This window comes from Lysobacter enzymogenes, assembly GCF_900106525.1.
GTDB classification, from domain to species: Bacteria; Pseudomonadota; Gammaproteobacteria; order Xanthomonadales; family Xanthomonadaceae; genus Lysobacter; species Lysobacter enzymogenes.
The window spans coordinates 25,204-51,092 of the sequence record NZ_FNOG01000002.1 but is presented as its reverse complement, the minus strand read 5'-3'; the positions used below and the strand labels follow the sequence as shown (position 1 = coordinate 51,092).

The following is a 25,889-nucleotide window of genomic DNA, read 5'->3' as shown; positions in this document are numbered from 1 at the left end:
GGGGGAGTATAGCGGGACGGCGGACACGCTCCTGGCGCGCGCGGGGGGCGCGCCGGGGCTTGCGCGGCAAGGCGCGGCGGGCGTCGGCGCGGCGCTCGCGGCGACGCGGCCGGCTCAGGGCTGCAGACGCTCCAGGCCGCAGCCGGCCAGCACCTGCGGCCACGGGAAGCGCGGGCCGGGATCGCGCTTGCGCGGCACCTGCACGGCCGGATCGTCGCTGGCTTCGACCGTGGCGGTGTCCAGGTCTTCGTGGCCGGCGATCCAGCGCAGCGACGGCAGCCGCGCGCGCAGGTCGGCCAGCAGCGCCAGCAGCGCGTCGATCTGCGCCGCGGGGTAGGGCTCGTCCATCGCCTGATGGCGCGAATCCAGCCAGTGCGGATAGCGCCCGGTGTTGACCAGCTCGATCCCGACCGAACGCGGGTTGTAGCCGCGCACGTGGTGGGCGATGCGCTCGTCGGCGACGTAGCGCAGCACCGCGCCGTCGCGGTCGATGTAGTAGTGGCCGCTGTTGCCGGTGCCCGAGGCCGGATACAGCACGCGCTCGCCGTACTCGCGCGCGGTGGCCAGCTCCGGCAGCTCGGTGCAATGGATCACCGCCAGGTCGATCGCGGCCGGATCGCGCGTCTCCAGCCGGGTTTCGTAGGGCAGGGGCGCGAGGGCGAAATTCAGGGGCGGCATGGGCCCGGATGCTACCATTCGCGCCTTGCCCGGAGCCCGCCATGCCGATCCCGCCGCCCGCCGACTCCGCCCCAGCCATGCCCCGTCCCGCGCGATCCCGCGGCCCGGCCGGGCCCGGCGCCCAGGCGCGATGACGGCCGGCGTCCGCCGCGCCCCGACCCCACCGCAATCGTTTCGCCGCCGGCGGTTCGCCTCGAAGCGGCCGGCACTTACTTCCCAACGGTTCTGAAGATGGTCCTTACCGGACACTGCATCCTGTCTCATGGCTTCGAAAGCGGCCCCGACGCCACCAAGGTCACCGCCTTGGCCGAGGCCGCGCGCAGCCAAGGCTGGACCGCCGAGCGCCCCGACTACACCGACCTGGACGCGCGCAGCGACATCAGCCCCTACGGCGACGTGTACGCGCGCATCGAGCGTCTGCTCGCGCTGGCGCGCGAAGCCGCCGAGCGCGGGCCGGTGGTGCTGGCCGGTTCGAGCCTGGGCGCGTACATCTCCGGTGCGGTGTCGATGCAGGTGCGGCCCGCGGGCCTGTTCCTGATGGCGCCGCCGATCCACATGGGCCCGGCGCCCGCGTTGCAGGCCGCGCCGGTGCCGCTGAGCATCGTCCACGGCTGGGACGACGAACTGATTCCCGCCGCCGAGGTCGTGGCCTGGGCGCAGCCGCGCCGCGCGCGCCTGCTGCTGGTCGACGACAACCACCGTCTGTCCACGCACGTCGACGCCAGCGCCTCCGCTTTCCGCCGCCTGTTGCAGAGTCTGTACAACGCATGAGCAAGTTCTACGCAAGTTGCGGCAAGGGCCTGGAATACCTGCTGGCCGACGAGCTGGCCGCATTGGGTTGCCAGCGCGCCACCGCCGCCACCGCCGGGGCCAACGTCGAGGGCACGCTCGCCGACGCCCAGCGCGCGGTGCTGTGGTCGCGCTTGGCCAGCCGGGTGCTGTGGCCGATCGCCGAATTCGACTGCCCCGACGAACACGCGCTGTACGCCGGCGTGGCCGCGCTGCCGTGGCCCGAGCACCTGGAAGCGGTGCACACCCTGGCGGTGGACGCGCATGTCTCCGGCGAGGCCATCACCCACGCGCGCTACGCCGCGCAGCGGGTCAAGGACGCGGTGGTCGACGTGATGCGCGCGCAGACCGGCGCGCGTCCGGACGTCGATACCGAAGCGCCGGACCTGCGCTTGAACCTGGTGGTGCGCAAGGGCCGCGCGGTGTTGTCGATCGACCTCGGCGGCGGCCCGCTGCACCGGCGCGGCTGGCGCCAGCATCAGGGCGAGGCGCCGCTGAAAGAGAATCTCGCCGCGGCGGTGTTGCTGCGCGGCCAATGGCCGAAGGTGTACGCGCAAGGCGGCGCGCTGTTCGACCCGATGTGCGGCAGCGGCACGCTGCTGATCGAAGGCGCGCTGATGGCCGCCGACGTCGCGCCGGGCTTGCTGCGCCACGGCCTGCTGCCGCCGACGCGCTGGCGCGGTTTCGACTTCGCCGGCTGGCGCGCGCTGTGCGACGAAGCGCGTTCGCGCGAGACCGCCGGTTTGACGGCGCTGCGGCCGGTGTTCGCCGGCAGCGATATCGATCCGCAAGCGATCCGCGCGGCGCGCGAGAACGAAGCGATGGCGGGGCTGGCGGGGTTGATCCGCTGGGACGTGGCGGCGGTGGAAGCGTTGCAGGTGGTGCCCGAGCCGTTGCGGGCGAGCGCTGTTGCGCAAGACGACGCAATTGCGCAAGACGGTGCAGCGGCGCAAGACGGTGCAGCGGCGCAAGCGGCGTCGCAACCGTCCGACCGTCATCCCCGCGAAGGCGGGGATCCAGGGATTCATCGCGACGAAGCTGACGGGGTGGAGAAGAGTGCCGGGACGGAGCATGGCTTCGCTGGTGGGGCGCTGGCGGTTGGGAGTTCGGCTACCCCAGTTGGCCTCGCCGTCTGCAACCCCCCTTACGACGCCCGCCTCGCCGCCGACCCCGCGCTTTACCGCGGCCTCGGCGACGCGCTGAAACGTTTGGTCCCGTCCTGGCGCGCCAGCCTGCTGTGCGGCGATCCGGCGCTGGCCCAGGCCACCGGCCTGCGCGCGAGCAAGAAGTACCAGGTGTTCAACGGCGCGATCGAATGCGCGCTGATCGTCTGCGATCCCATCGCCCGCGTCGGCCACGCCGAGCAGCGCGCCAAGGAGCAGGACGCCGCGCCGCAGCCGCTCAGCGAAGGCGCGCAGATGGTCGCCAACCGCCTGCGCAAGAATCTGCGCAAGCTCAAGTCCTGGCGCCAGCGCGAAGGCGTGAGCTGCTTCCGCGCCTACGACGCCGACCTGCCCGAGTACGCCGCGGCCATCGACGTCTACGCCAGCGACGAAGCCGCGCCGCGCACCTGGCTGCACGTGCAGGAATACGCCGCGCCGGCCGACATCCCCGAAGCCGACCAGCGCCGCCGCCGCAACGAACTGCTGGCGGCCGCGCGCGAGGTGTTCGAAGTTCCGCGCGAACGCATCGCAGTGAAGACCCGCGCGCGCGGCAAGGGCGGCAGCAAGTACGGCCAGTTCGACCAGCGCGGCGAGTTCGTGCCGGTGCGCGAGGGCGCCGCGCGCCTGCGCGTGAACCTGTTCGATTATCTCGATACCGGGCTGTTCCTCGATCACCGGCCGATCCGCCTGCGCATCGCCGAAGAGGCGCGCGGCAAGCGCTTCCTCAACCTGTTCGCCTACACCGGCGCGGCCAGCGTGCAAGCCGCGGTCGGCGGCGCGGCGCAGACCGTCACCGTCGATCTGTCGGCGACTTATTTGCAGTGGTGCGCCGACAACCTGCGCGAGAACGGTCTGGGCGGCGCCCAGCACCAGCTCATCCATGCCGACGCGATCGCCTGGCTGGAAGCCGAGCGCGGCCGCTTCGACCTGATCTTCTGCGACCCGCCGACCTTCTCCAACTCCGCGCGCGCCGACGATTTCGACATCCAGCGCGAACACGTGCGCCTGCTGCGCGCAGCGGTGGCGCGGCTGGCCGACAACGGTGTGCTGTACTTCTCCAACAACTTCCGCCGCTTCCGCCTCGACAGCGACGCGATCGCGCAGTTCGCCCGTTGCGAGGAGATCAGCGCGGCGACGATCCCGCCGGACTTCGAACGCGACGCGCGCATCCACCGTTGCTGGCGCCTGGAGCCGCGCTGATGACCGCCCGCTGCGAGAGGCGCGTTGCCGCCGGCGCGCCCGCGCCCGCGCGCGGTTGCGTCGGGAGCCGCGCATGAAGGCGCACCCCAAGCCCGGCGCCTGGACCTTCTTCCGCCAATGGCTGAAGAACCCGCTGCGGGTCGCGGCGGTGGCGCCGTCGAGCGCGGAACTGGCCGCGGCGATGATCGCCGAGCTGCCCGACGACGCCGCGCGCGTGATCGAACTCGGCGGCGGCACCGGCGCGATCACCCGCGCCCTGCTCGCGGCCGGCATCCGCGACCCGGACTTGCTGGTGCTGGAACTCAACGAGGAACTGCACGCGCATCTGCAACTGCGGTTTCCGCAGGTGCCGGTGCTGCTCGGCGACGCGCGCATGCTGCCGGCGCTGGCGCGCGAGCAGGGCTATCTGGCCGCCGGCCCGGCCGATGCGATCGTGTCCGGGCTGGGCCTGCTGACCATGCCGCACCCGTTGCAGCGCGACATCCTCGCCGCGGCGTTCCAGTGCCTGCGCCCGGGCGGCGTATTCGTGCAGTTCACCTACGGCCCGGCCGCGCCGGTGGCCGACGCGGTGGCGCGGCAGCTGTCGCTGCGCGTGCGCCGCGGCGAATTCGTACTGCGCAACGTGCCGCCGGCGACGGTGTACGTCTACACCCGCGAACCCGCCGCGCCGTAACCGCCGAAGGCCCCCTGTAGGAGCGGCGCGAGCCGCGACCGCGGGGTGGCCGGTCGCATCGAAGGTTTCGCCGTAGCCGCGTTGTCGCAGTCGCGGCTCGCGCCGCTCAGGCCTCCGGCCCGCTTTCGTTCTGTTTTTGTTACGGATGATTGCGGTTTTGGCTATATCGTTCTGAAAATGAAGTGGCATCCTAGCCCCAGCGCCAATCCGGCGATCGCTCAGGAGCAAGGCCCATGGCCACCACCGCCACCACTTACGCCCGCGTCGGCCGCAAGCTGCGCGGCCAGGCCACGTCCGACGGCGCCGGCGTGCGCCTGACCCGCGTCATCGGCGGGCCGCAGCTGCCCGACCTGGATCCGTTCCTGCTGCTCGACGAATTCGGCACCGACCAGCCTGAGGACTACCTCGCCGGCTTCCCCGAGCACCCGCACCGCGGCTTCGAGACGGTGACCTACATGCTCGACGGCCGCATGCGCCACCGCGACAACCACGGCAACGAAGGCGTGCTGGTGCCCGGCAGCGTGCAGTGGATGACCGCCGGCCGCGGCCTGGTGCATTCGGAGATGCCGGAGCAGGAGCAAGGCCGCATGCGCGGCTTCCAGCTGTGGGTGAACCTGCCGGCGCGCGAGAAGATGACCGAGCCCAAGTACCAGGAGTTCGCGCCGGAGCGCATCGTCCAGCTGGCGCCGGCCGACGGCGTGCAGGTCAAGCTGATCGCCGGGCAGATCGGCGACGTGCGCGGTCCGATCCGCCAGCCGGCGACCGACCCGGTCTACATCGACGTCGAACTGCAGCCCGGCGCGACCTGGGAATACGAACTGCCCGAAGGCCACAACGCGTTCGCCTACGTCTACGAGGGCGGCGTGTCGCTCGGCGACGGCGACGATGCGCGCATCGTCGAGGCGCAGGAAATGGCGGTGCTCGCCGGCGGTTCGACGCTCAAGCTCGGCGATGCCGGCCGCGGCAGCCGCCTGATCGTGGTCGCCGGCCGCCCGCTGCGCGAGCCGGTGGCGCGTTATGGCCCGTTCGTGATGAACACCAAGCAGGAAATCATGCAGGCGTTCGTCGATTTTCAGGAAGGCAAGTTCTGAGGCGCGTGCTCGCGGTCGAGCACATAGGCCGCAGATAACCGCTACGAAGAAAGGCCACGCTTCGGCGTGGCCTTTTCGTTGTGCGCGCCAGTTTTTCGCTGCGTGGGCGACGTCGGCGCATTGTTGCGGACGGGGGCAAGCCCGAGGCGCAGTTCCTGCCGCAGCTCCGGCAAGCTCCGTATCCGACTGTAGGAGCGGCGCAAGCCGCGACCGCTTCAACGCAACGACGACGACACATCACGATCCCGTTATTCCGGCGAAGGCCCGGCCTGATTTGATCTTGCAGTTGCAGTTGCAGTTGCAGTTGCAGTTGCAGTTGCCGTTGCTCTTCGCTCCCCCCGCCGCCCCGAACTCGCCACAGGCAAATAGAGACCCGAAGGGCGGCGCGCAGGATGCGCGCCGTGCGCCACCCAGGCCATGGATGGCCTGTGTGGCGCATCCCGGCGCAAGCTCCGAACGATAGTGGCTCTTGATTCGAAAACAGGAAAAAGCACTTTCTTTGGTTACTTTCTTTGTTGCTTTGGACAAAGAAAGTGACCCGGCCGCTTGCGGACGGAAGCCGTTGATCTTCGCTTGTCGTCAAACGCAACTATCGGGCTTAGGCGAAGTTCGTCGTGGTTGCGTTGGCGCGGTCGCGACTTGCGTCGCTCCTACAGGGGCTCCGGCCAGTTTCGTATCCGACTGTAGGAACGGCGCGAGCCGCGACTGCGAATTCGCAACTACGACGACACCTGCGCGATGGTTGTGTTGTCGCGATCGCGACTTGCGTCGCTCCTACAGGGGGCGTTCCGCGGTGGCTTTCGTCGTTATTCGGATGACGAGTGAGGACAAGCGGCAATCCAAAGCTTCCGTCCGCAAGCGGCCGGGTCACTTTCTTTGTCTTGCCAAAGAAAGTAACCAAAGAAAGGCGCTTTCCTTGTTTTCGAATCAAGAGCCACTAAGGTTCGGAGCCTGCGCAGGGATGCGCCACACAGGCCATCCATGGCCTGGGTGGCGCACGGCGCGCGTCCTGCGCGCCGCCCTTCGGGTCTCTGATTGCCTGTGGCGAGTTCGGGGCGGCGGGGGGAGCGACGAACAACAGCGACAGCGACAGCAACGGCAACGAGGCTTAGGCGGCTCGCGTGCCACCAAGAAAAAAGCCGCGCATCTGCGCGGCTTTTTTCTTGCATGAGCGAACGATCAATCGTCCTTGCCCAACCAACGATACACCGCACCGCCGATCAACCCGCCCAGGATCGGCGCCACCCAGAACATCCACAACTGGCTCAGCGCCGCCGCGCCGGCGAACAGCGCCACGCCGGTGGAGCGGGCCGGGTTCACCGAGGTATTGGTCACCGGGATGCTGATCAGATGGATCAGGGTCAGGCCCAGGCCGATCGCGATCGGGGCGAAGCCCGCCGGCGCGTTCTTGTGGGTCGCGCCGAGGATGATCACCAGGAACATCGCGGTCATCACCACCTCGGTCAAAAACGCCGAGGCCGCCGAATAGCCGCCCGGCGACATCAGGTCGTAGCCGTTGCTGGCGAAGGTGCCGGCGGCGTTGGGATCGATGCTGAAGCTGCCGGTGCCGCTGGCGATGTGGAACAGGACGAAGCCGGCGAGGATCGCGCCGAGCACCTGGGCGACGATGTAGGGCAGCAGGTCCTTGGCCGGGAAACGGCCGCCGGCCCACAGGCCGAAACTCACCGCCGGATTGAAGTGGCCGCCGGAGATATGACCCAGCGCATAGGCGCCGGTCAGCACGGTCAGGCCGAAGGCCAGGGCCACGCCGAGCAGGCCGATGCCGAGCGGATTGCCGGCGCCGCCGAAGTTGGCCGCGAGCACCGCGCTGCCGCAACCGCCGAGCACGAGCCAGAAGGTACCGATGAACTCCGCACCCAGTCGCTTGATCATGATGTCTTTCCTTAAAGAGGGTTGAGCGACTCTCTTGCGAGAGGCCGGCGGCCCCGGGATCGACGATCGCGCCTGTTCAGCAGGGGGCGGCGTTAACGCAGACCCTGTTCAGCCAGGCCGATTCTCATGCTGCGCGAACCGGGGAAAATGCGCAATTCGTCACACTATCAGCCCCTGAACCGGCAAAACAATGCCACCGCCCAAGGACGGTGGCATCGGATCATTTGCGATGTGATGAGGCGGTTTACTTGCTGCTCAGTCGGGACGACTGAAATCGCAAACCCTCGGTCTGGCCGAGGACCTCCTTGAGCTGATCGGCCGACTGCGCCTGCAGCCACACGTGCGCGATCTTGCCGTTGCCGACCTCGATCAAGGTCTCGCGCGCCTGCACGTCCGGCTTGCCGGCGATTTCGCTGCGATACCAGTGCACTTGCTTGCCGTCGATGGTCGCGTCTTCGGCGCGGTTGCCGCGCTTGGGCTCGAACGGTTGCTTGGATGCGATGTAAAGACCGAACGCTTCGCTGCCGTCCTCGCGCAGCGCGCGGCAGAAGTCGGTGTCGGCGGTGCCGCGGTATTCCCAGTGCAGGCCGGTGGACGCCGGCAGCATCGGGCAATTGCCCTGCGCCGGCGGGGCCTCCTGGGCCTTCGCCGCGGCGCACAAAACGAACAGCAACCCCAGCCACGGCAAAGCGCGGCCCTGACCCCATGACTTCACGACACGTCCCCCTGAAAACCGAATGTTGGTTTAAGCAGTGTTGCGATAGCCCTCGACCGTGACCTTAGTCGAGTTTGCGGGGATTGACAAACGCTTATGCAAAGTCATAGAGCAGATTAGGAAAAATCATCGCTCCGGCAGCGGGATGAATTCGTGCTCGCCGGGGATCTGGCCGAAACGGCCTTCGGCCCAGTCCTGCTTGGCCTGTTCGATCCGCTCGCGCGAGCTGGAGACGAAGTTCCACCACAGGTGGCGCGGGCCGTCGAGCGGCTCGCCGCCGAGCAGCATGGCCTTGAGCGGCGTCTTGGCGCGCAGGCGCGGACGGGTGCCCGGGTCGAGCACGACCAGGTGTTTCTCCGGCAGATCGGCGCCGTCGAGTTGGGACTGGCCTTCCAGGATGTACAGGGCGCGCTCGGCGTGGCTGTCCTCGATGTCCAGTTCGGCGTCGGGGTCGAGATCGATGGCGACATACAGCGTGTCGGCGAACACCCGCACCGGCGATTCGGCGCCGAAGCCGCGGCCGGCGACGATGCGCAGCCAGGCGCCGTCGCGGCGCTGCTGCGGCAAGGTCGCGGCGGGGTGGTGGTGGAAGGCCGGCGCGGTTTCCTCGAACGAGCGCGGCAGCGCCACCCAGGTCTGCAGCCCGTGCACGGCCTGGCCGGCCGCGCGCGGCGCGTCGGGGGTGCGTTCGGAATGGGCGATGCCGCGGCCGGCGGTCATCCAGTTGACGTCGCCGGGGTGGATGTCCTGGACGCTGCCGAGGGTGTCGCGGTGGCCGATCGCGCCGGACCACAGGAAGGTGACCGTGGCCAGGCCGATGTGCGGATGCGGACGCACGTCGATGCCCTGGCCGGGCGCGAATTCGGCCGGGCCCATGTGATCGACGAACACGAACGGCCCGACCGAACGGGCCTGCAGGCTGGGCACGGCGCGGCGCACCTGGAAGCCGCCGAGGTCGTGGACGCGCGGGGCGACGATCGTGGTCATGGACGTGATCTCCTGCAGGACTGATGGCTGCAGATTGGCACGTCTTGGCTGCAATCTTGCAACCGGGTGCGCAACTCGGTGTTGCAAGCGGCGGGGTGGTGCGCGGCGGGCGCAGCCCATAACCCCGCGCCGCAACGTTTGCGGCTTTTTGCCGCGAATCTCGGGGTTATTCAGCCTCGAGCTTGATCGTGGCCTGCGGCGGCTCGGCGAAATCCAGCGACTGCAATTCCAGCGTCCAGGCGCCGGCGCGCTGGCGCGGCTCGGGCGCGGAGGTGTCGAAGGACAGCGCCGACTTGGCGCCGTCGCCGCCGGTCAGTTCGAACGCCAGCACCGCTTCGCCGGCGTGGATGCATTGCAGGCCGGGCCGGCAGCGCGAGTCGTTGACGACTTCGACGAAGCGCAGGCGCGAGCGGTCGGGCAGGGCCACGCTGTCGCCCGGGCGCAGCTGCGCCGATTGCCCGGCGGCAAGGGCGCGGCCGGCGCCGCCGGCGTGGGCGCAGGCGGACAGCGCGAGCGCGCAGGCGAGCGAGACGGCGAACGGGGCGAGTTTCATGCGGTGGGCTCCTGGTGGCGGCGTCGTGCGGCTGCGCGGATGTGCGTCGCGGACCTTCGCGGACTTTGCGCAGCGGTGCGCGTCGGCGCGATCCTCGGCGATCCGCGCTGCGCCGTCCAGTTGCGGGTGCGGTGTGTGTGCGCGGCGTCGCTGATCGCCGGCAATCGTCGGTGAGTCGGCGGCGAGCGCCTGCGTGCGATCGTCGGATCGAGATCGCTTGCGCACGCCGGCACGCGCACGCCCGCGCATCCGCACATCCGCAACATCCACACGCCGTGGCCCGTGGCCCGACAACACCGACAACACCGATAACACCGACGGCACCAACGACACCGGCTGCTCGATCAGCGGTCGCGTTCGATCCGCAGCGTCGCCCGGCCCTGCGCGTCGATGTCGACGATCATGCGCCGGTCGTATTCGGTTTCCGGCATCGGCTCCACCGCGCAGGCGCACAGCGCGGCGGCGATATCGGGCGCGGTGTTGCTGTGGCCGACCACGAGTACGGCGCCGTCGCGATGTTCGCGGAGCAGCTGCGCGGCGAACTCGGCCGGCGCGCGCTTGGCGTCGTAGACCACGGGCGTCAGGCCGTGCGCGCGCGCGGCCGGTTCGCCGGTCTGCAAGGTGCGGCGGTAGGCGGTGACGTAGACCGCGCGCAGCGACTCTTCGCGCAAGCGCGCGGCGAGGCGTTGGGCGCGCTCGCGGCCCGCTGGAGCGAGGTCGGGATCGCGGGTGCCGTCGTCGGCCTTTTCGGCATGGCGCACGACGACATAGCGCGCTGCAGGCGATGTTTGCGCCGACGGCGCGCTGGCGCAGCCGGCGAGCGTCGCCAGCAGCGCGGCGGAAACGAGAGAGGCGGCGAGGGTGTGCACGGCGGCTCCAGGCGGACGCGAAGAGGCCAGCTTACTGCAGCGCGGCCGCGCGCTCTGCCGTGGCATGGCGCTGAAGTCTCTGGATCCCCGCTTTCGCGGGGATGACGATCTGGGAACGACGCCGCGCAGACGCCGAGCACTTACCCGACGTCATGCCTGCGAACGTGGATATCCAGGGCTTCATCAAGCCGCGCACTCACCCAACGTCATGCCCGCGAAGGCGGGCATCCAGGGCTTCATCGCGACAGAAGCGGAAATCTGCGCCAGCGCACGCCGATCACTTCAGCAAGTCGGCGCCGGCCTGGGCGATCTGCCCGTCCTGCGCCGCCTGCGCGCCGGACACGCCGATGCCGCCGATCACCTGGCCGTCGAGCAGCAGACGCACGCCGCCTTCGATCGGCAACGAATGCGGCAGGGCGAGCACGACGTTGTTGCCGCCCTCCAGCAGCTTTTGATGGAAGCCGCTGTCGCGGCGGTAATCGGCCGCGTGCACGGCCTTGCCGATGGCGACCTCGACGCTGGAGTTGGGTGTGCCGTCCATGCGCTGGAAGTGCATCAGGCGCCCGGCTTCGTCGACGATGGCGATGGCGACGGTGAGGTTCTGTTCGCGCGCCTTGGCCGCGGCGGCCGCGGCGATTTGCTCGGCGGCCGCGAGGTTGAGCACGGTGCGCTGGGTCAGCTGGGTCTTGAGCGGCGGGGCGGCGAGGGTGGGCATGGTGGCGATCAGCAGCAGGGCGGCGAGCGGGAGCGAAGGGCGGAGCATGCGCGGGCTCGGGTGGTAGGTGCGCTGAGGCTAGCGGCGCGGCGGGGGCGGCGGCAGTGCTTTTTGTACTGGGTCGCGTTGGGTTCGGTCTCGGCTTCGCGTTTGCGGCGCGAACGGGTGGTTGCGCGGTCGCGGCTTGCGCCGCTCCTACAGGGGGCGCATGCGGGTTTCGTCGCTGCGGGGCCGGCCGCAAGCCGCTGTAGGAGCGGCGCGAGCCGCGACCGCGACACCTCGCTTACGACGCGAGCTCGCGACCCCGCTGCCACCGACCCGCGGCGCGCCATTCGCGCCGCGCGCGGCTCAGTGCTTGGTATCGAGCAACATCAACAACCCCTTCGCCGCCGCCAGCCGCGCCGGCGCATCCGGCAGTTCCAGCTTGATCCGCAGCTTGTCCGGGCCGTCCATCTGGTAGAGCTTCGGCTGGCCCTGGATCATCTTGATGATCGACATCGGATCCACGTTGGGACGCTCGACGAACTGCAGGCGGCCGCCCTTGTCGCCCAGGTCGAGCTTGCGGATGCCCAGCGCGGTCGCGCCGAGCTTGAGTTCGGCCACCGCGAACAAATGCTTGGCCGCATCCGGCAGCAGGCCGAAGCGGTCGATCATCTCCACTTGCAGTTCGCGCAGCTCCTCGCTGCTGCGCGCGCCGCTGACGCGTTTGTACAAGGTCAGGCGGGTGTGCACGTCGGGCAGGTAGTCTTCGGGGATCAGCGCCGGGATGTGCAGCTCGACCTCGGCGCCGCGCGCGTCGGTGGAATCCACGTCCGGCAGCTTGCCCTGGCGGATCGAGCGCACCGCGCGTTCCAGCAGTTCGGTGTACAGGCTGAAGCCGACCTCGGCCATCTGCCCGCTCTGGTCCTCGCCGAGCAGTTCGCCGGCGCCGCGGATTTCCAGGTCGTGGGTGGCCAGGGTGAAACCGGCGCCCAGCTCGTCCATCGAGGCGATCGCCTCCAGGCGCTTTTGCGCGTCGGCGGTGATCGAGCGCTGGTCCGGGATCACCAGATACGCATAAGCGCGATGGTGCGAACGGCCGACGCGGCCGCGCAGCTGGTGCAACTGGGCCAGGCCGAACTTGTCGGCGCGGTTCATGATGATGGTGTTGGCGTTGGGGATGTCGATGCCCGACTCGATGATGGTCGTGCACAGCAACACGTTGAAGCGCTGCTTGTGGAAGTCGAGCATCACGCTCTCCAGCTCGCGCTCGGCCATCTGGCCGTGGGCGATGCCGATGCGCGCTTCCGGCACCAGTTCTTCGAGCTGGCGCTTCATGCGGCCGATGCTCTCGACGTCGTTGTGCAGGAAATAGACCTGACCGCCGCGCGAGAGCTCGCGCTGGAACGCTTCGCGCAACTGCATGTCGTCCCAGGGCACGACGAAGGTCTGCACGGCCAGGCGATGCGCGGGCGGGGTGGCGATGATGCTCAGGTCGCGCAGGCCGGCCATGGCCATGTTGAGGGTGCGCGGGATCGGCGTCGCGGTCAGGGTCAGCAGGTGCACATTGGCGCGCAGCGCTTTGAGCGCTTCCTTCTGGCGCACGCCGAAGCGCTGCTCTTCGTCGACGATGACCAGGCCCAGGTCCTTGAAGCGCACGTCGCTCTGCAGCAGGCGATGGGTGCCGACCACCACGTCGATCTTGCCTTCGGTGAGCTTCTCCAGCTCGGCCTTGATCTCCTTGCTGCTCTTGAAGCGCGACAGCACTTCGACCTTGAGCGGCCAGTCGGCGAAGCGGTCGCGGAAATTGCGGTAGTGCTGCTCGGCCAGCAATGTGGTCGGCACCAGCACCGCGACCTGCTTGCCGGCGGCGGCGGCGACGAAGGCCGCGCGCACCGCGACTTCGGTCTTGCCGAAGCCGACGTCGCCGCACACCACCCGGTCCATCGGCTGGCTGCTGCCGAGGTCGCGGATCACCGCTTCGATCGAGGAATGCTGGTCGGGCGTTTCCTCGAACGGGAACGCCGCGGCGAAGGGTTCGTACATGGCCCGGTCCACATCCAGCGCGAGGCCGGCGCGGGCCTGGCGCTTGGCCTGGATCTCCAGCAATTCGGCGGCGACGTCGCGGACTTTCTCCGCGGCCTTGCGCTTGGCTTTCGTCCATTGCTCGCCGCCGAGCGAATGCAGCGGCGCGGTTTCCACCGACGCGCCGGAGTAGCGGCTGATCAGGTGCAACTGCGCGACCGGCACGTACAGCCGGTCGCCCTTGGCGTATTCGATTTCCAGGTATTCGCCGGGCTGGCCGCCGGCTTCGAGCACGATCAGGCCGCGGTAACGGCCGACGCCGTGGTCCTCGTGCACGATCGGCGCGCCTTCGGACAGCTCGCCCAGGTCGCGAATGATCGCTTCGGGCTCGCGGCCGACGCGCTTGCGCCGGCGCGGCTGCGAGGCGCGCTCGGGGAACAGTTGGCGCTCGGTGAGGATCGCCAGCGCCGGTTCGTCGATGGCGAAGCCGTCGTCCAGCGGCGCCACGGCGATGGCGAAGCGCGCGGCGCCGTCGCGGAAGGCGGTCCAGTCGGCGACGACCTCGGGGCGCAGGCCGGCGGATTGCAGCACTTCCAGCAACGCCTCGCGGCGGCCGGCGGTGTCGGCGGCGATCAGCACGCGGCCGGGATAGTTGGCCAGGAACGACTTGAGCGCTTCGGCCGGCGCGACGTCGCGCGCGGCCACCGGCAGGCTCGGCGCGGGCTGTTCGCCCAGCGCCAATGCGCGCGCGCGTTGCGGGTGCTGCTCGCCGCACAGCTCGATGCGCTCGCCCTGGTTGAGGCGTTCGCGCAGGCCGACCGGGGTGAGGTAGAGCTGGTCCGGCGGCAGCAGCGGCCGTTCGATGTCGTGGCGGCGCTGTTCGTAGCGCTCGCCGGTGTGCGTCCAGAACGCGTCGGCCGCGTCCAGCGCGCCGTCGGCGATCACCGGCAGCACATTGCCGGCGAGGTAGTCGAACAAACTCGCGGTCTGCTCGAAGAACAGCGGCAGGTAGTACTCGATGCCCGACGGCGCCAGCCCGGCCTTGAGGTCCTGGTACAGCGCGCTGCGGCGGGTGTCGAGGTCGAAGCGCTCGCGCAGCGCGTCCAGCGCGCGCTTGAGCGAGGCCTCGTCCAGCGGCACTTCGCGGCCCGGCAGCAGGTGCACGCGCTCGATCTTGTCGAGCGAGCGCTGCGATTCGGGATCGAACGCGCGGATGGTTTCGATCTCGTCGTCGAGCAGCTCGACCCGGAACGGCGAATCGGCGCCCATCGGGTAGACGTCGAGCAGACCGCCGCGCACGGCGAAATCGCCGGGGTCGAGCACTTGCGGCACGTTGCGGTAGCCGGCGGTTTCCAGCCGGCGCTTCTCGCTGTCCAGGTCCAGGCGCTGGCCGACGCGCACGTCGAAACTGCCGCCGATCACATGCCGCAGCGGCGCCAGCCTCTGCAGCAGCGTCTGCACCGGCACCACCACGATGCCGCGCTTGAGCGCCGGCAGGCGGTGCAGCGCGGACAGGCGCTGGGAGACGATGTCCGGATGCGGGCTGAAGACGTCGTAGGGCAGCGTCTCCCAATCCGGGAACGGCAGCACCGGCAGCGGGCCGCCGGCCGCGCCGGCGGCACCGAGCAAGGTGCGCAGGTCGGCTTCGAGCTGGTGCGCGCCGTGATTGTCGCGGGTCACCGCCAGTAGCGGGCCGTCGTGTTCGCCGGCGGCGCGGGCGATCGCCCACGCCAGCGCGGAGGGCGAGGCCGGAGCGCGCCACCAGGCGCGCTGCTGGCCGGTCTTGGGCAGCAGGGACACGGATGCGGAAGCTTGGGTCATTGCGGGCGGCTAGTGTAAGTCCAGACGTGGCGACGGGCGGCTGCGAAGTTTGCGGGGGAGGTCGCGGAAGCGGCGACGATGACGCGCTATACCGGCCAGGATCGGTCCGCAGCGGGGGACTTTGCGCGAACCGGTCGTTCGGCGCGCGCTGCGCGCCGTCGCGGGGACGTTGCGGCCGTCGCGAGCGCGCGTCGCCCACCTCAATGGAGACAAGGAGGACGAAATGAAAGGGAACCATCGCAAATGGCGGCTGGCGGCCGCGCTGCTGGTCGTGGGCAGCGCGTTCTCGATGACCGGTTCGGCGCTGCCGGCGCCGCCGGACAACGGCTGGATGATCGTGGACTGGGTCCAGAACGGCACCGTGGTCGGGCGCCGCGTGTACGGCCATTGTCCCGGCCCGTATCCGTTGTCGTGGGGCAGCACCGGCGGGACGGCGGTCATCTCCTATCTGGCGTGTGGCGACGACGGCGGCATCGAGGTGACGGCGCCGGCGGAGGACGCGCGATGAGGGCGGCGTTGTCGGTCGCGGCGCTGGCCGCGGCGCTGGGCTTCGCCGCGGCGGCCGCGGCCGGGCCGGCGGTACCGCACGGCAAGCTGCTGATCACCACCTACTGGTTCGAAGGCGAAGCGGTCGGCGGCGATGTCGACGGGGTGTGCCCGCAAGGCTCGCCGATGCCGTTGCCGTGGGGACGGCGCACCAGCCAGAAGACGTATTCGTACATGCCGTGCGCGGCGCCTCCGGGCAGCGAGCCCTGAGCGTTGCGGCATGAGCGTTGCGACATAAGCGCAGCCGTCCGTCGCCGCGCGCGGCGGCGGACGGCACTGCGGGGAAGCGCTCAGGCGCCGGGGGCGCCTTCGGCCGGGGCGGGCTTGTTGCGCAGATCCAGCGACACCCGGATCAGGCCCGGCGAGTCCTGGTGGAACTCGCGTTCGAAGCCCAGCGACTGCGCCAGCGACAGCATCGGCGTGTTGTGTTCGAACACATCGCCGTACAGCCGGTGCACCTTCTTGCCGCGCGCCCACTTCACCAGCCGGGTCATCAGATAGCGGCCCAGGCCCATGTTGGCGATGTAGCGGCTGACCAGGATCGCGAACTCGGCGTCCTGGCTGCGCTCGTCGATGGCGACCCGCGCCACCGCGCCGACCAGGGCCTCGCCCGGCGGCAGCGGTTCGGCTGCGACCAGGGCGAACTCGGTGCGCGGATCGACCCGAGTGAAGCGTTCGGCCATCTCGGGGGTGAGCTCCTTGAGCGCGTAGAGGAAGCGCTGGCGCACTTCGTCGGGCTGGAGCAGGGCGAAGCCGGCGCGCAAGGGTTCTGCGTCCTCGGGCCTGACCGGACGGATCAGGACTTCGCGTCCGTTGGGGAGGCGCTGGCGTTCGTGCCAGGGCGGGAGACGTTCACGCGTGGCCATGAGCGGATAGTGGCACATTGTGACGAATTTGGCCCTTCATCCGGATCGCGGCGCGGGCGCGGTGCGCCCAGCGACACTGAACAGCCTGAATGCGCGTCCGGCGGGGTGAAGGGTGGGCCCTGCCGGGGTGGTACGGCACTTCCATTGGGTACGGCCGTCGCAGTAGGGATGCGAACCGTAGGCATGATGGCCGCGTGAATGCGGACTGGCAATGCCTGCCCGACGGACGCGACGCCAGTGCCGGGGCGGGGTGGTGCCGGTGCCGGGTGGGGGCGGGGGGGCGTCCGGGGTGTGGCGGGGATGAGGTGGAGAGGTGGATTCGTGGTGGGCTGAGGGTTGAGGCAATGGATAGGGGCGGCACTTGCTTGCTGTCGTTCCTGCGAACGCGGGCTCTGCTTTACTTCGGCGCAGCCGAATATCCATGCCTTCGCCGAAGCATGGCTCTGAAGTCTCTGGATCCCCGCGTTCGCGGGGATGACGGCTGGAGCGAGACGCGGCGAAACCCACCTGTCGTCATTCCCGCGAAGGCGGGAATCCAGGGCTCCATCGAGGTTGGACTCTGAAGTCTCCGGATCCCCGCGTTCGCGGGGATGACGATCTGGGAGAGGCGCGGCGAAACCCACCTACCGTCATTCCCGCGAACGCGGGAATCCAGGGCTCCATCGAGGCAGGACTCTGAAGTCTCTGGATCCCCGCGTTCGCGGGGATGACGGCTGGTGAGAGGCACGGCGAAACCCACCTACCGTCATTCCCGCGAAGGCGGGAATCCAGGGCTTCATCGAGGTTGGACTCTGAAGTCTCTGGATTCCCGCGCCCCCCAACCCAGCCAAGCGCAAGCCACTCAACCGCCAGCATCGGCAATGCTAGACTCCGGCGCTTCGACCCAGGGAGCAGTTCAGTCATGGCAGGTGGTGGTGATTCGACCCGCGCGATCTTGTTCGCGCTCGGCGCCAATTTCGCGATCGCGGTGGCCAAGGGCGTGGCCGCGTTTTTTACCGGCTCCAGCGCGATGTTGGCCGAAACCGTCCACTCGCTGGCCGACTGCGGCAACCAGGGCCTGCTGATCCTCGGCCTCAAGCAAGCCAAGCGCCCGCCCTCGCCGGATTACCCGCTGGGCTACGGCAAGGCGATCTATTTCTGGTCGTTCCTGGTCGCGGTGATGCTGTTCACCGTCGGCGGCATGTTCTCGCTGTACGAAGGCATCCACAAACTGCAGCACCCCGAGCCGCTGAAGCAGTGGTGGTGGGCGGCCGGCGTGCTGGTGTTCGGCATCGTCGCCGAAGCCGTCTCGATGCGCGCCTGCCTGCAGGAAGTCAACAAGGCGCGCGGACAGCGCTCGCTGTGGCAGTGGTTCCGCGAGAGCCGCCAGGCCGAACTGGTGGTGATCTTCGGCGAAGACCTGGCCGCGCTGCTGGGCCTGGTGCTGGCGCTGGGCGCGGTGATGATGACCGTGGTCACCGGCAACCCGATCTGGGACGCCATCGGCACGGTGAGCATCGGCGCGCTGCTGATCATCGTGGCGGTGTTCGTCGCCATCGAGGTCAAGGCGATGCTGATCGGCCAGAGCGTCGACCCGCTGCGCCAGCAGCAGATCCGCGAGTTCCTCGATGCGCGTCCGGAGATCGGCCGGGTGATCAGCGTCATCACCCTGCAGCTTGGCAACGAGGTGATGGTCTCGGTGCAGGCGCAGATGCGCGAAGAGCACAGCGTGTCCGGCCTGACCGAGCAGATCAATACGGTCGAGCGGGCGATGAAGCAGGCCTTCCCGGAGGTGCGCTGGAGCTTCTTCGAACCGGACTACAAGCCGGCGGCCTGAGCCGCGGCGATACGAGAAAAGCCCGGCCTCGCGCCGGGCTTTTCGTTTGCGCACCGGGTGCGGCGATAATCCGGATTCGGCCGAACGGAAGCGATGCGATGAATACGGGCAAGGCGGTGTTGTTGTCGACCGCGATCGTGGCGGCGCTGCTGGGCGTAGCAGGCGGCGGGGTCTATCTGTTGCAGCGCAAGCTGCGCCCTGCCCAGGACGCCGCGCAAACGAGCGCGAAGCCCACCGCGGGCAAGGCCGAGTCCGCCGAGGCTGCTTGCGCCTCGCGCGACGAACATCGCCGCGCCAAGGCCGTGCTGGCCCCGGCCGCGCTGGCGCTGGAACGCAGCCAGCGCCCGGTGTTGCGCATCGCGCTGGAGCCGATGGCCAAGGACGAGACGCGCGCCAGCAAGGTCGGCGGCCGCGCCTACTGGGCGGCCGGGCGCGAGTATCCGCGCGGTCCGCACGGCCGCCCGCTGAGCCTGCTGGCGCAGATCGACCTGGCCGCGGTGCCGAAGATACCCGGCTATCCCGAGCGCGGCCTGCTGCAGTTCTTCATCGACAGCGACGACTACTACGGCGCCGCCCTGGACGGCGCCGACCGCGGCGACCGCATGCGCGCGCTGGCGCAGCAGAAGGGGTTTCGCGTGGTGTATTGGGCCGACGCGTCGGCGCCCGAGGTTGCGCCGCCGGCGGGCGCGGCCAGCGATCAGTTGCCGTTCGATCCGGCCAAGCCGCGGCGGATGAAGTTTTCCACCGATTACGAAAGCATCGGCAACAGCGACGTCGGCGTGAACGAGGCCTTGGGCGGCGACCCGGAGGAGCTGGCCGCGCAATACCTGCGCGAGCATCCGCAAACCGAAGAAAACGCGGAAGAACTCGCCGACGAAGTCGCCGATTACCTCGACCGCAGCGGCCACAAGCTCGGCGGCCACCCGCAGTTCACCCAGAGCGATCCGCGCGAGCCCGGCGACCGTCGCGTGCTGTTGTTCCAGCTCGACAGCGACGACCAGATGATGTGGGGCGATTCGGGCATCGCCAATTTCTTCATCGACCCCGACGACCTGGCGCGCGCGGATTTCAGCCGCGTGTCCTACCATTGGGACTGTTACTGAGTCCGCGCCGATCGAGCGCGGTTTTTCGAACACGGTTTTCGCCCGGCGCTGCTTTTGCTCGGCTTGTTCGTTGTCGGGCCCGTGCGCGCGCAGGCCTGTTTCCTGGAGATCGCCACCGATGCATCTGCGTCCCTACACACCGGCCGACCGCGAGGCCTGCCTGGCCTTGTTCGCCAGCAACGTGCCCGACTATTTCGCGCAGATCGAGCGCGACGACTTCATCGACACGCTCGACAACATCGACGACTACTTTGTGCTGGAACTCGACGGCGAGGGCGTGGTCGCCTGCGGCGGCTACGCGACGGCGCGCCCGGATCCCGACGGCGGCCCGCAGTCCAACGCCGACCTGGCGGTGCTGTGTTGGGGCATGGTGCGCCGCGACCTGCATCGCCGCGGCCTGGGCGAGCGCCTGCTCAGCGAGCGCTTGCGCCGGATCGACGCCGATCCGGCCTACACCGCGGTGGTGATCGAGACTTTGCCCCGCTGCCGCGATTTCTTCGCCCGCCACGGTTTCGTGACCACGCGCGAGCAAGCCGACGGCTTCGCCCCGGGCTACGACCTGGTGGCGATGCGCCGGCCAGTGCCATCCCAGCCCGAGCGCACGGGCTGAGCGCAGGCGGCAGCGACCGGGTCGCGAAGCCGCGGCCCGGTCGTCGCGGTCGGGGCGCCGCTGCCGCTCAGGGCAGGGCGCAGCCGCAGCTCTGATAGCAGCGGATGTATTGCAGCTCGCAATCGGTGGCCGGATTGCACAGGCGGTGGTCGCGTTCGCACCTCAGGCGGCAGGCGTTGTTGCAGGCGGCCGCGGCGGTGGCGGTCAGGCCGAGGCCGAAGGCGAACGCGCAGCAGGCGAGCAGGACTTTCTTCCTGAACATGGCGAAATCCTTATCGGAGCCCGTCAGTGGGCGCGTTCGGTCTTACGGCAGCGGCGCCGGCGCAGCAAGCCGGCGCTGACGGAACTGTGACTTCGCGGTGAGCGCGGCCGCGGCGGCGCGCGCTAAACGATTGTGCGGCGGCGCGATTGCACCGGCCGGGCGCAGCCGCGACGCCGGCGCGCGCTGCGGTTTTCGTTGCGGTGCAGCGCGAGAGCGCGAACGGGCGCGCGGCGCGTCGGATGCGCAGCGCGACGGCGCCCGCGGCCGCTCACTCGGCTTGCTTCAACCACTGCAGGGCCCCGGCCGCGTCCGCGCTTTCGCCCAGGGTGCGCGCCAGCGCCGGCAGCAGCGCCTGCATCTGCTGGTCGAAGTGCCACGGCGGGTTGAGCACCAGCAGGCCGCTGCCGTTCATGCGCAGCGGCGAATCGTCGGCGCGCACCAGCAGCTCGGCGGTGAGCACCGACTTGGCCGGCAAGGTCGCGGCGCGGCGGTAGAACGGCTGCAGCGCGCGCCGGCGCTTGATCGGGTACCACAGCACATAAGTGCCCTGCGGCCAGCGCCCGAGCGCCTCGCGCAGCGCGCCCAGGGCGGTGTCGAACTCGGCCAGCTGGGCTTCGAACGGCGGGTCGATCAGGACCAGCCCGCGGTTGTAGCGGGTCGCGCCGATGCGCGGCGGCAGCAGCGCCTTCATCGCCGCATAGCCGTCGCGCTGGTGCGCGGCGACGCGCTCGTCGCGGGCGAACACGTGCTTGAGCTGGGCCGCTTCTTCCGGCTGCAGTTCGCAGGCGGCGATGCGGTCGTCGGCGCGCAGCGCGTGCGCCAGCAGCCATGGCGAGCCCGGATAGGCCGCCGCGCCGTGCTCCTGGCGGCAGGCGCGTACCGCCGCGAGGTAGCGGCCGATCAGCGGCTGCTTGGGCGCCTCGGCCAACAGCCGGCCGATGCCGCCCTCGGCCTCGCCGGTGCGCTGCGCCGAGTTGCCGTCCAGCGCGTACAGCCCGCGCCCGGCATGGGTGTCCAGGGCGAACAGCGGCGCCGGCTTGGCGGTCAGCGCGTCGCACAGCGCGAGCAGGGCGATGTGCTTGAGCACGTCGGCGTGGTTGCCGGCGTGGAAGGCGTGGCGATAGTTCATGACGGAGCCGGGAAAGAGGGGAAAGAGGGGGCGGTGGGCCCGACCCGGGATGGGGCATTATGCCGCCTGTATGCTCCGCGGTCGGCCCGAGGGCGATCGGGCGTCCTGCCCGCGCGTCCCCGCCATCGCCTTCTTTCCTCCCGATTCCCTTTATTTCCCTGCTCCAGATCATGCGCATCCTCCTGGTAGAAGACGAATCCGCCATCGCCGACACCGTGCTCTACGCGCTGCGCGCGGAGGGTTACGACGCGGTGCACTGCCTGACCGGCGGCGAGGCGCTGCGCGAGGCCGGGCGCACCCCGTTCGACCTGGCGGTGCTGGACGTGGGCCTGCCCGACATCGGCGGGTTCGCGCTGTGCCGCGAACTGCGCCGCGAGCGCGACCTGCCGGTGATCTTCCTGACCGCGCAGAGCGCCGAGGCCGACCGCATCCTGGGCCTGGAGATCGGCGCCGACGACTACGTCACCAAGCCGTTCTCGCCGCGCGAGCTGGCCACCCGGGTGCGCGTGGTGCTGCGCCGCGCCGGCGGCAACAGCGGCAGCGTCGTGGCGACGGAGCCGGAACCCGGGTTCGCGCACGATTCCGAAGGCAAGCGCATCCGCTACCGCGGCCAGGCGCTGGACCTGACCCGCTACGAATACGGCCTGCTGGCCGCGCTGCTGCAGCGCCCGGGCGCGGTGCTGTCGCGCGCGCAGCTGATGGACCGGGTCTGGGGCGATGCGCTCGACAGCGGCGACCGCACCGTCGACACCCACATCAAGACCCTGCGCGCCAAGCTGCGCGAAGTCGACGCCGAGGCCGATCCGATCCGCACGCACCGCGGTTTGGGCTACTCGCTGGACAACGGCTGAGCATGCGGAGCGAAGGCGCGCGCGCATGAAAATCGGACTGCGGATCTTCCTCGGCTATTTCCTGATCGTGGCGCTGGCCGCGACCTTGCTGGCGCGGGTGTTCGTGGCCGAGGTCAAGCCGGGCGTGCGCCAGGCGATGGAAGACACCCTGGTCGACACCGCCAACGTGCTGGCCGAACTGGCCGCCGACGACTTCCTGGCCGGGCGCATCGACCAGGGCGATTTCGCCAAGCGCGTGCGCGCGCTGGCCGCGCGCGATGTCGGCGCGGCGATCTGGGGCTTCCGCAAGCGCTCGTCCAGCTATCGCGTCTACGTCACCGACGCCAGCGGCAAGGTGGTGTTCGACAGTTCCGGGCGCGACGTGGGCAAGGATTATTCGCGCTGGAACGATGTCTACCTGACCTTGCGCGGCAGCTACGGCGCGCGTTCCAGCCCGGGCGAAAGCGGCGACCCCGACGACACGGTGATGCACGTGGCCGCGCCGATCCGCGACGACGCCGGCCGGATCGTGGGCGCGCTCAGCGTGGCCAAGCCCAACAGCGCGATCGCGCCGTTCATCGCCCGCAGCCAGCGCGTGGTGGCGCGCTGGGGCTTCGTGCTGATGGGCGCGGCGCTGTTGGTCGGGGTGGGCGTGTCGTGGTGGCTGTCGCGCCAGATCGGCTTGCTGCGGCGTTACGCCAACGCGGTCACCGCCGGCGCGCGCGCGACCGCGCCGGACGCGGCCGGCGAGTTCGGCGAACTCGGCCGCGCGCTGGAGACGATGCGCTCGCGCCTGGAGGGCAAGCAGTACGTCGAGCAGTACGTGCACACCCTGACCCACGAAATGAAGAGCCCGCTGGCGGCGATCCGCGGCAGCGCCGAGCTGCTGGAATCGCCGCCCGGCGAAGCCGGCATGGGCGACGCCGACCGCGCCCGCTTCGCCGGCAGCATCCGTCGCCAGGCCGAGCGCCTGGCGCAGATGATCGACAAGCTGCTGGCGCTGGCCGCGGTGGAACACCGCCAGAGCCTGGACAAGCCCGAACCTGCGGCGCTCGCTGCGATCGCCCAGGAAGCGGCCGAGCACTGCGCCCAACGCCTGCGCGACAGCGGCGCCAAGCTGCTGCTGGACCTGGAACCGAACCTGCCGCCGGTGCAGGGCGATGCCTTCCTGCTGCGCCAGGCGCTGGTCAACCTGATCGACAACGCCGCCGATTTTTCGCCCGAGGGCGGCGAGATCCTGCTGCGCCTGCGCCGCGACGGCGACCGCCAGCGCATCGAGATCGGCGACCGCGGCCCCGGCGTGCCCGACTACGCGCTGGGCCGGGTGTTCGAGCGCTTCTACTCGCTGCCGCGCCCGGCCGGCGGCAGCCGCAGCAGCGGCCTGGGGCTGTGCTTCGTGGCCGAAGTGGCGGCGCTGCACGGCGGCGAGGCCGCGCTGGCCAATCGCGACGGCGGCGGCGCGCAGGCGAGTTTGAGCGTGCCGGGTTGAACCAGGCGGCGCGGCTGGGTCGCGCCGCGCCGCCCGCACTGCTGTTTACAGCCCCGCGTCGTCCTGGCCCGGGAAGCCGCGGCGCTTGGCCTTGCTCTGCGCCGAGGCGAACTTCATCCGGCCGAAGAACGTATCGACCTCGATGTAAGCGCGCAGCTTGTGCACGTACTCGCTGTCGGGCTCGAGATGGCGCGCGGCTTCGATCCAGTACACCGCTTCCTCGAAATCGAACGCGGCCAGGTCCTTGTCGCCGTACCACCAGCCCAGCGAGACCATCGAGTTGAACCGGCCCTGGCGGGCGAAGGCCAGCACCTGCGGCAGCGCGCGCTGGCGCGCGCTCAACGGCGCCCAGTCGCTGAACAACACCGTGCCGTAGAGATCCTTGACCCGTTCCAACTGTTCCTGGTTGAACTCGGTCGTATCCTGCGCGAAGAGGTGCTCGGTGCGCGCCAGCGCGCGGTCGAGATAGCCCAGCGCGTCGCGCGCCACCGCTTCGGCCTGCGCGCCGGCGACTTCGCCGTCGCGCACCGGAATCAGCGACAGCGAGGCGACGTTGTACATCGCCACCTCGTGGCGGTTGTCGGCGGCAAGGCGGTAGTACTCGATCGCGCGCGCCATGTCGTTGTCCTCGTCGGCGAACAACGCGCCGCAGCGGAACTGCGCGGAAGCGTCGCCGAGTTCGGCGGCCCTGAGCCACATCGGCCGCAGCGCCGCCGAGCCGTACAGATCGGCCAGGTCCGACAGCGCGTTGAACGGCGAACTCGGCACGCTGCTCGGGTCGGGCGTGGCGGCGACGGCGCGCTCGAACCAGGCGTCGGCGACCTCGGGCCGGCGCTGCACGCCGGCCCAGCCGTTGAGGCTGAGCAGGCCGTACAGCGCGGCGCCGTGCGCGCTGACCAGGCGGTTGGTCTCGGCGATGCGGCCCAGCCACGGGCCGCGATCCTCGCTGGCCGCCCAGGTCCACACCGCGCGGACGATTTCCCATTCCTGGTAATGGTTGTGCGGCGCGCTGTGCGGGTAGTGCGCGCAGGCCGCGTCGATGCGGCCGTTGAGCGCTTCCAGATAAGCCAGGTACTTATGCACGCGGCCGCGCAGGTTCTGCGGCAGCGGCCGCTCCAGCAACTGCTGGCCCAGGCGCAGGTGGTGGCGCAGCACGCGCGGGTCTTCCAGCCAGGCGCTGTCGTCGACTTCCAGTTCGTCGAACCAGGCGAAGAAGCGCAGCACGTTGCGCTCTTCCTCGTCGAAGCGGTCGCACAGCGGCGAATCGGCGAAGGCGAGCATCTCCTCCCAACTGCCGCCCCAGCGCGGCATGCGCAGCGAGACGTAGACGACCGCGGCTTCCAATGCGGACGGATCCAGCGCGAACGCCGCGCGCAGCCAGTACTGCTGCGGCGCCGGGCCGTCCTCGTCCTGCGCGCGCCGCCATGCCAGCGCCTCGCCGGTCAGCACTGCCGGCAGTTGCGCGGGCAGCGCCTGCGCGTACTCGCGCACGGCCTCGACCGCGCCGGACGGCGCCAGCAATTCGTCGATCTCGACCGAGGCGCCGTGCGCCGGCAGCGAGGCCGGGCGCTCGCCCGCGAGCAGCCAGCGCGTCCACCAGTCCGGCTCGCCCAGCGCGGCGACGGTGTAGATCGTGCTGGCCAGCGCCGGCCAGCCGTTGCCGCCGCGCTCGAGCATCCGCACCACCGTGCACAGCAGCGCGTCCTGCGCGGTGCGCGCGGCCGCCCACATCGCCGCGGTCACTTGGTCGACGGTCGAAGTGGAGCGATAGCGTTCGAACCACGACGTCCAGTAGGCGGCTTCCAGCAACGCGGGGAACTCGCTGTCGGGCCGGTCCGCGCGCCAGTGCCGCAGCGCGGCTAGCGCTTCGCTGCCGTGGCGGTGGCTGTAATCGGCGAATTCGCGATAGGCGCCGTAGTAGTCGCGCTGCCCGTTGCGGTCGTGCGGCGCGTCGCGCAGCGCCGCCAGCGCGCGTTCGAGTTCGTCCCAGGCGCGTTGCGGCAGCCACGCGTCGTAATCGACGCAGACATCGGCGACCAGGGACTCGGCGACGGATTGGGCTTGGATCTCGGACATGCGCGTTACCT

Annotated in this window: 22 protein-coding genes and 1 pseudogene; 11 read left to right on the top strand and 12 right to left on the bottom strand. The window is 70.0% G+C overall.

Annotation, left to right across the window (positions count from 1 at the left end; translation table 11 throughout):
- Positions 1–114 precede the first annotated feature (114 nt).
- On the bottom strand, positions 115–678 hold the full coding sequence (locus tag BLU84_RS04485) for an N-acetylmuramoyl-L-alanine amidase (protein WP_074863434.1): 564 nt from the start codon (positions 676–678) through the stop codon (positions 115–117).
- Between the two features lie 231 nt (positions 679–909).
- On the opposite strand from BLU84_RS04485, the gene BLU84_RS04480 reads away from it, so the two are divergent.
- The 4 genes and pseudogenes from BLU84_RS04480 (at position 910) to BLU84_RS04460 (ending at position 5,594) form a co-directional block, all read left to right on the top strand.
- On the top strand, positions 910–1,449 hold the full coding sequence (locus tag BLU84_RS04480; protein ID WP_074863432.1) for an alpha/beta hydrolase: 540 nt from the start codon (positions 910–912) through the stop codon (positions 1,447–1,449).
- Positions 1,450–1,451: 2 nt separating this feature from the next.
- A pseudogene (rlmKL, locus tag BLU84_RS25415) lies at positions 1,452–3,830 on the top strand (bifunctional 23S rRNA (guanine(2069)-N(7))-methyltransferase RlmK/23S rRNA (guanine(2445)-N(2))-methyltransferase RlmL); the annotation flags it as partial.
- Positions 3,831–3,903: 73 nt separating this feature from the next.
- On the top strand, positions 3,904–4,503 hold the full coding sequence (locus tag BLU84_RS04465) for a class I SAM-dependent methyltransferase (RefSeq protein ID WP_074863431.1): 600 nt from the start codon (positions 3,904–3,906) through the stop codon (positions 4,501–4,503).
- Positions 4,504–4,736: 233 nt separating this feature from the next.
- On the top strand, positions 4,737–5,594 hold the full coding sequence (locus tag BLU84_RS04460; protein WP_074863429.1) for a pirin family protein: 858 nt from the start codon (positions 4,737–4,739) through the stop codon (positions 5,592–5,594).
- 1,179 nt (positions 5,595–6,773) lie between these two features.
- Here BLU84_RS04460 and aqpZ read toward each other — a convergent pair.
- The 7 genes from aqpZ to mfd form a co-directional block, all read right to left on the bottom strand.
- Entirely contained in the window at positions 6,774–7,487 is a 714-nt protein-coding gene (gene aqpZ, locus BLU84_RS04455; protein WP_074863427.1) for an aquaporin Z, read from the bottom strand.
- 244 nt (positions 7,488–7,731) lie between these two features.
- Positions 7,732–8,202, bottom strand: coding sequence for a hypothetical protein (locus tag BLU84_RS04450; RefSeq protein WP_139174656.1), 471 nt, complete (start codon positions 8,200–8,202; stop codon positions 7,732–7,734).
- A 126-nt stretch (positions 8,203–8,328) separates the two neighbouring features.
- Positions 8,329–9,189 carry a pirin family protein gene (locus BLU84_RS04445; RefSeq protein WP_074863422.1) on the bottom strand — a complete coding sequence of 287 codons (861 nt, stop codon included), beginning with the start codon at positions 9,187–9,189 and terminating at the stop codon, positions 8,329–8,331.
- Between the two features lie 166 nt (positions 9,190–9,355).
- Positions 9,356–9,742, bottom strand: coding sequence for a hypothetical protein (locus tag BLU84_RS04440; RefSeq protein WP_074863420.1), 387 nt, complete (start codon positions 9,740–9,742; stop codon positions 9,356–9,358).
- Positions 9,743–10,086: 344 nt separating this feature from the next.
- A complete protein-coding gene (locus BLU84_RS04435; RefSeq protein WP_074863418.1) occupies positions 10,087–10,611 on the bottom strand; it encodes a SixA phosphatase family protein in 525 nt (174 codons plus the stop codon).
- A gap of 277 nt (positions 10,612–10,888) precedes the next feature.
- Positions 10,889–11,374: a GlcG/HbpS family heme-binding protein gene (locus tag BLU84_RS04430; RefSeq protein ID WP_074863417.1), complete on the bottom strand. Its 486-nt coding sequence runs from the start codon at positions 11,372–11,374 to the stop codon at positions 10,889–10,891.
- A 300-nt stretch (positions 11,375–11,674) separates the two neighbouring features.
- Positions 11,675–15,151, bottom strand: a complete 3,477-nt coding sequence (gene mfd, locus BLU84_RS04425) for a transcription-repair coupling factor (RefSeq protein ID WP_074863415.1) — start codon at positions 15,149–15,151, stop codon at positions 11,675–11,677.
- A gap of 223 nt (positions 15,152–15,374) precedes the next feature.
- Here mfd and BLU84_RS04420 point away from each other — a divergent pair, with 223 nt between their 5' ends.
- Positions 15,375–15,659 carry a hypothetical protein gene (locus tag BLU84_RS04420; protein WP_139174654.1) on the top strand — a complete coding sequence of 95 codons (285 nt, stop codon included), beginning with the start codon at positions 15,375–15,377 and terminating at the stop codon, positions 15,657–15,659.
- The gene (locus BLU84_RS04415) at positions 15,656–15,907 is read left to right on the top strand and encodes a hypothetical protein (RefSeq protein ID WP_074863410.1); all 252 of its coding nucleotides are present in this window, start codon (positions 15,656–15,658) and stop codon (positions 15,905–15,907) included. The genes BLU84_RS04420 and BLU84_RS04415 overlap by 4 nt, the downstream gene beginning before the upstream one ends.
- 80 nt (positions 15,908–15,987) lie before the next feature.
- Here the strand turns inward: BLU84_RS04415 and BLU84_RS04410 are convergent, their stop codons facing one another.
- On the bottom strand, positions 15,988–16,563 hold the full coding sequence (locus BLU84_RS04410) for a GNAT family N-acetyltransferase (protein WP_074864600.1): 576 nt from the start codon (positions 16,561–16,563) through the stop codon (positions 15,988–15,990).
- 901 nt (positions 16,564–17,464) lie between these two features.
- Here BLU84_RS04410 and BLU84_RS04405 point away from each other — a divergent pair.
- The 3 genes from BLU84_RS04405 (at position 17,465) to BLU84_RS04395 (ending at position 20,092) form a co-directional block, all read left to right on the top strand.
- Positions 17,465–18,379: a cation diffusion facilitator family transporter gene (locus tag BLU84_RS04405; protein ID WP_074863408.1), complete on the top strand. Its 915-nt coding sequence runs from the start codon at positions 17,465–17,467 to the stop codon at positions 18,377–18,379.
- A gap of 98 nt (positions 18,380–18,477) precedes the next feature.
- On the top strand, positions 18,478–19,482 hold the full coding sequence (locus BLU84_RS04400) for a YwqG family protein (RefSeq protein WP_074863406.1): 1,005 nt from the start codon (positions 18,478–18,480) through the stop codon (positions 19,480–19,482).
- A 118-nt stretch (positions 19,483–19,600) separates the two neighbouring features.
- The gene (locus BLU84_RS04395) at positions 19,601–20,092 is read left to right on the top strand and encodes a GNAT family N-acetyltransferase (protein WP_074863405.1); all 492 of its coding nucleotides are present in this window, start codon (positions 19,601–19,603) and stop codon (positions 20,090–20,092) included.
- 67 nt (positions 20,093–20,159) lie between these two features.
- On the opposite strand, the gene BLU84_RS04390 is transcribed toward BLU84_RS04395, so the two are convergent.
- Positions 20,160–20,354 carry a hypothetical protein gene (locus BLU84_RS04390; protein WP_074863403.1) on the bottom strand — a complete coding sequence of 65 codons (195 nt, stop codon included), beginning with the start codon at positions 20,352–20,354 and terminating at the stop codon, positions 20,160–20,162.
- Positions 20,355–20,622: 268 nt separating this feature from the next.
- A complete protein-coding gene (locus BLU84_RS04385; RefSeq protein WP_074863401.1) occupies positions 20,623–21,483 on the bottom strand; it encodes a 23S rRNA (adenine(2030)-N(6))-methyltransferase RlmJ in 861 nt (286 codons plus the stop codon).
- Between the two features lie 170 nt (positions 21,484–21,653).
- Between BLU84_RS04385 and creB the strand changes: the two genes are divergently transcribed.
- Positions 21,654–22,334, top strand: coding sequence for a two-component system response regulator CreB (creB, locus tag BLU84_RS04380; protein ID WP_074863399.1), 681 nt, complete (start codon positions 21,654–21,656; stop codon positions 22,332–22,334).
- A 25-nt stretch (positions 22,335–22,359) separates the two neighbouring features.
- Entirely contained in the window at positions 22,360–23,802 is a 1,443-nt protein-coding gene (gene creC / locus BLU84_RS04375) for a two-component system sensor histidine kinase CreC (RefSeq protein WP_074863398.1), read from the top strand.
- Positions 23,803–23,847: 45 nt separating this feature from the next.
- Here the strand turns inward: creC and BLU84_RS04370 are convergent, their stop codons facing one another.
- Complete coding sequence (locus BLU84_RS04370; RefSeq protein WP_074863396.1) at positions 23,848–25,878, bottom strand: DUF4034 domain-containing protein; 2,031 nt, start codon at positions 25,876–25,878, stop codon at positions 23,848–23,850.
- Positions 25,879–25,889 lie beyond the last annotated feature (11 nt).

Excerpts from the sequence above, each read along its gene's own strand:
- BLU84_RS04395 (WP_074863405.1), top strand. The coding sequence starts at position 19,601 with ATGCATCTGCGTCCCTACACACCGGCCGACCGCGAGGCCTGCCTGGCC.
- BLU84_RS04370 (WP_074863396.1), bottom strand. The coding sequence starts at position 25,878 with ATGTCCGAGATCCAAGCCCAATCCGTCGCCGAGTCCCTGGTCGCCGAT.
- BLU84_RS04485 (WP_074863434.1), bottom strand. The coding sequence starts at position 678 with ATGCCGCCCCTGAATTTCGCCCTCGCGCCCCTGCCCTACGAAACCCGG.
- creB (WP_074863399.1), top strand. The coding sequence starts at position 21,654 with ATGCGCATCCTCCTGGTAGAAGACGAATCCGCCATCGCCGACACCGTG.
- mfd (WP_074863415.1), bottom strand. The coding sequence starts at position 15,151 with ATGACCCAAGCTTCCGCATCCGTGTCCCTGCTGCCCAAGACCGGCCAG.
- BLU84_RS04420 (WP_139174654.1), top strand. The coding sequence starts at position 15,375 with ATGAAAGGGAACCATCGCAAATGGCGGCTGGCGGCCGCGCTGCTGGTC.
- BLU84_RS04415 (WP_074863410.1), top strand. The coding sequence starts at position 15,656 with ATGAGGGCGGCGTTGTCGGTCGCGGCGCTGGCCGCGGCGCTGGGCTTC.
- BLU84_RS04460 (WP_074863429.1), top strand. The coding sequence starts at position 4,737 with ATGGCCACCACCGCCACCACTTACGCCCGCGTCGGCCGCAAGCTGCGC.
- BLU84_RS04385 (WP_074863401.1), bottom strand. The coding sequence starts at position 21,483 with ATGAACTATCGCCACGCCTTCCACGCCGGCAACCACGCCGACGTGCTC.
- BLU84_RS04410 (WP_074864600.1), bottom strand. The coding sequence starts at position 16,563 with ATGGCCACGCGTGAACGTCTCCCGCCCTGGCACGAACGCCAGCGCCTC.
- BLU84_RS04400 (WP_074863406.1), top strand. The coding sequence starts at position 18,478 with ATGAATACGGGCAAGGCGGTGTTGTTGTCGACCGCGATCGTGGCGGCG.
- creC (WP_074863398.1), top strand. The coding sequence starts at position 22,360 with ATGAAAATCGGACTGCGGATCTTCCTCGGCTATTTCCTGATCGTGGCG.
- BLU84_RS04430 (WP_074863417.1), bottom strand. The coding sequence starts at position 11,374 with ATGCTCCGCCCTTCGCTCCCGCTCGCCGCCCTGCTGCTGATCGCCACC.
- BLU84_RS04480 (WP_074863432.1), top strand. The coding sequence starts at position 910 with ATGGTCCTTACCGGACACTGCATCCTGTCTCATGGCTTCGAAAGCGGC.
- aqpZ (WP_074863427.1), bottom strand. The coding sequence starts at position 7,487 with ATGATCAAGCGACTGGGTGCGGAGTTCATCGGTACCTTCTGGCTCGTG.
- BLU84_RS04465 (WP_074863431.1), top strand. The coding sequence starts at position 3,904 with ATGAAGGCGCACCCCAAGCCCGGCGCCTGGACCTTCTTCCGCCAATGG.
- BLU84_RS04390 (WP_074863403.1), bottom strand. The coding sequence starts at position 20,354 with ATGTTCAGGAAGAAAGTCCTGCTCGCCTGCTGCGCGTTCGCCTTCGGC.
- BLU84_RS04445 (WP_074863422.1), bottom strand. The coding sequence starts at position 9,189 with ATGACCACGATCGTCGCCCCGCGCGTCCACGACCTCGGCGGCTTCCAG.
- BLU84_RS04405 (WP_074863408.1), top strand. The coding sequence starts at position 17,465 with ATGGCAGGTGGTGGTGATTCGACCCGCGCGATCTTGTTCGCGCTCGGC.
- BLU84_RS04440 (WP_074863420.1), bottom strand. The coding sequence starts at position 9,742 with ATGAAACTCGCCCCGTTCGCCGTCTCGCTCGCCTGCGCGCTCGCGCTG.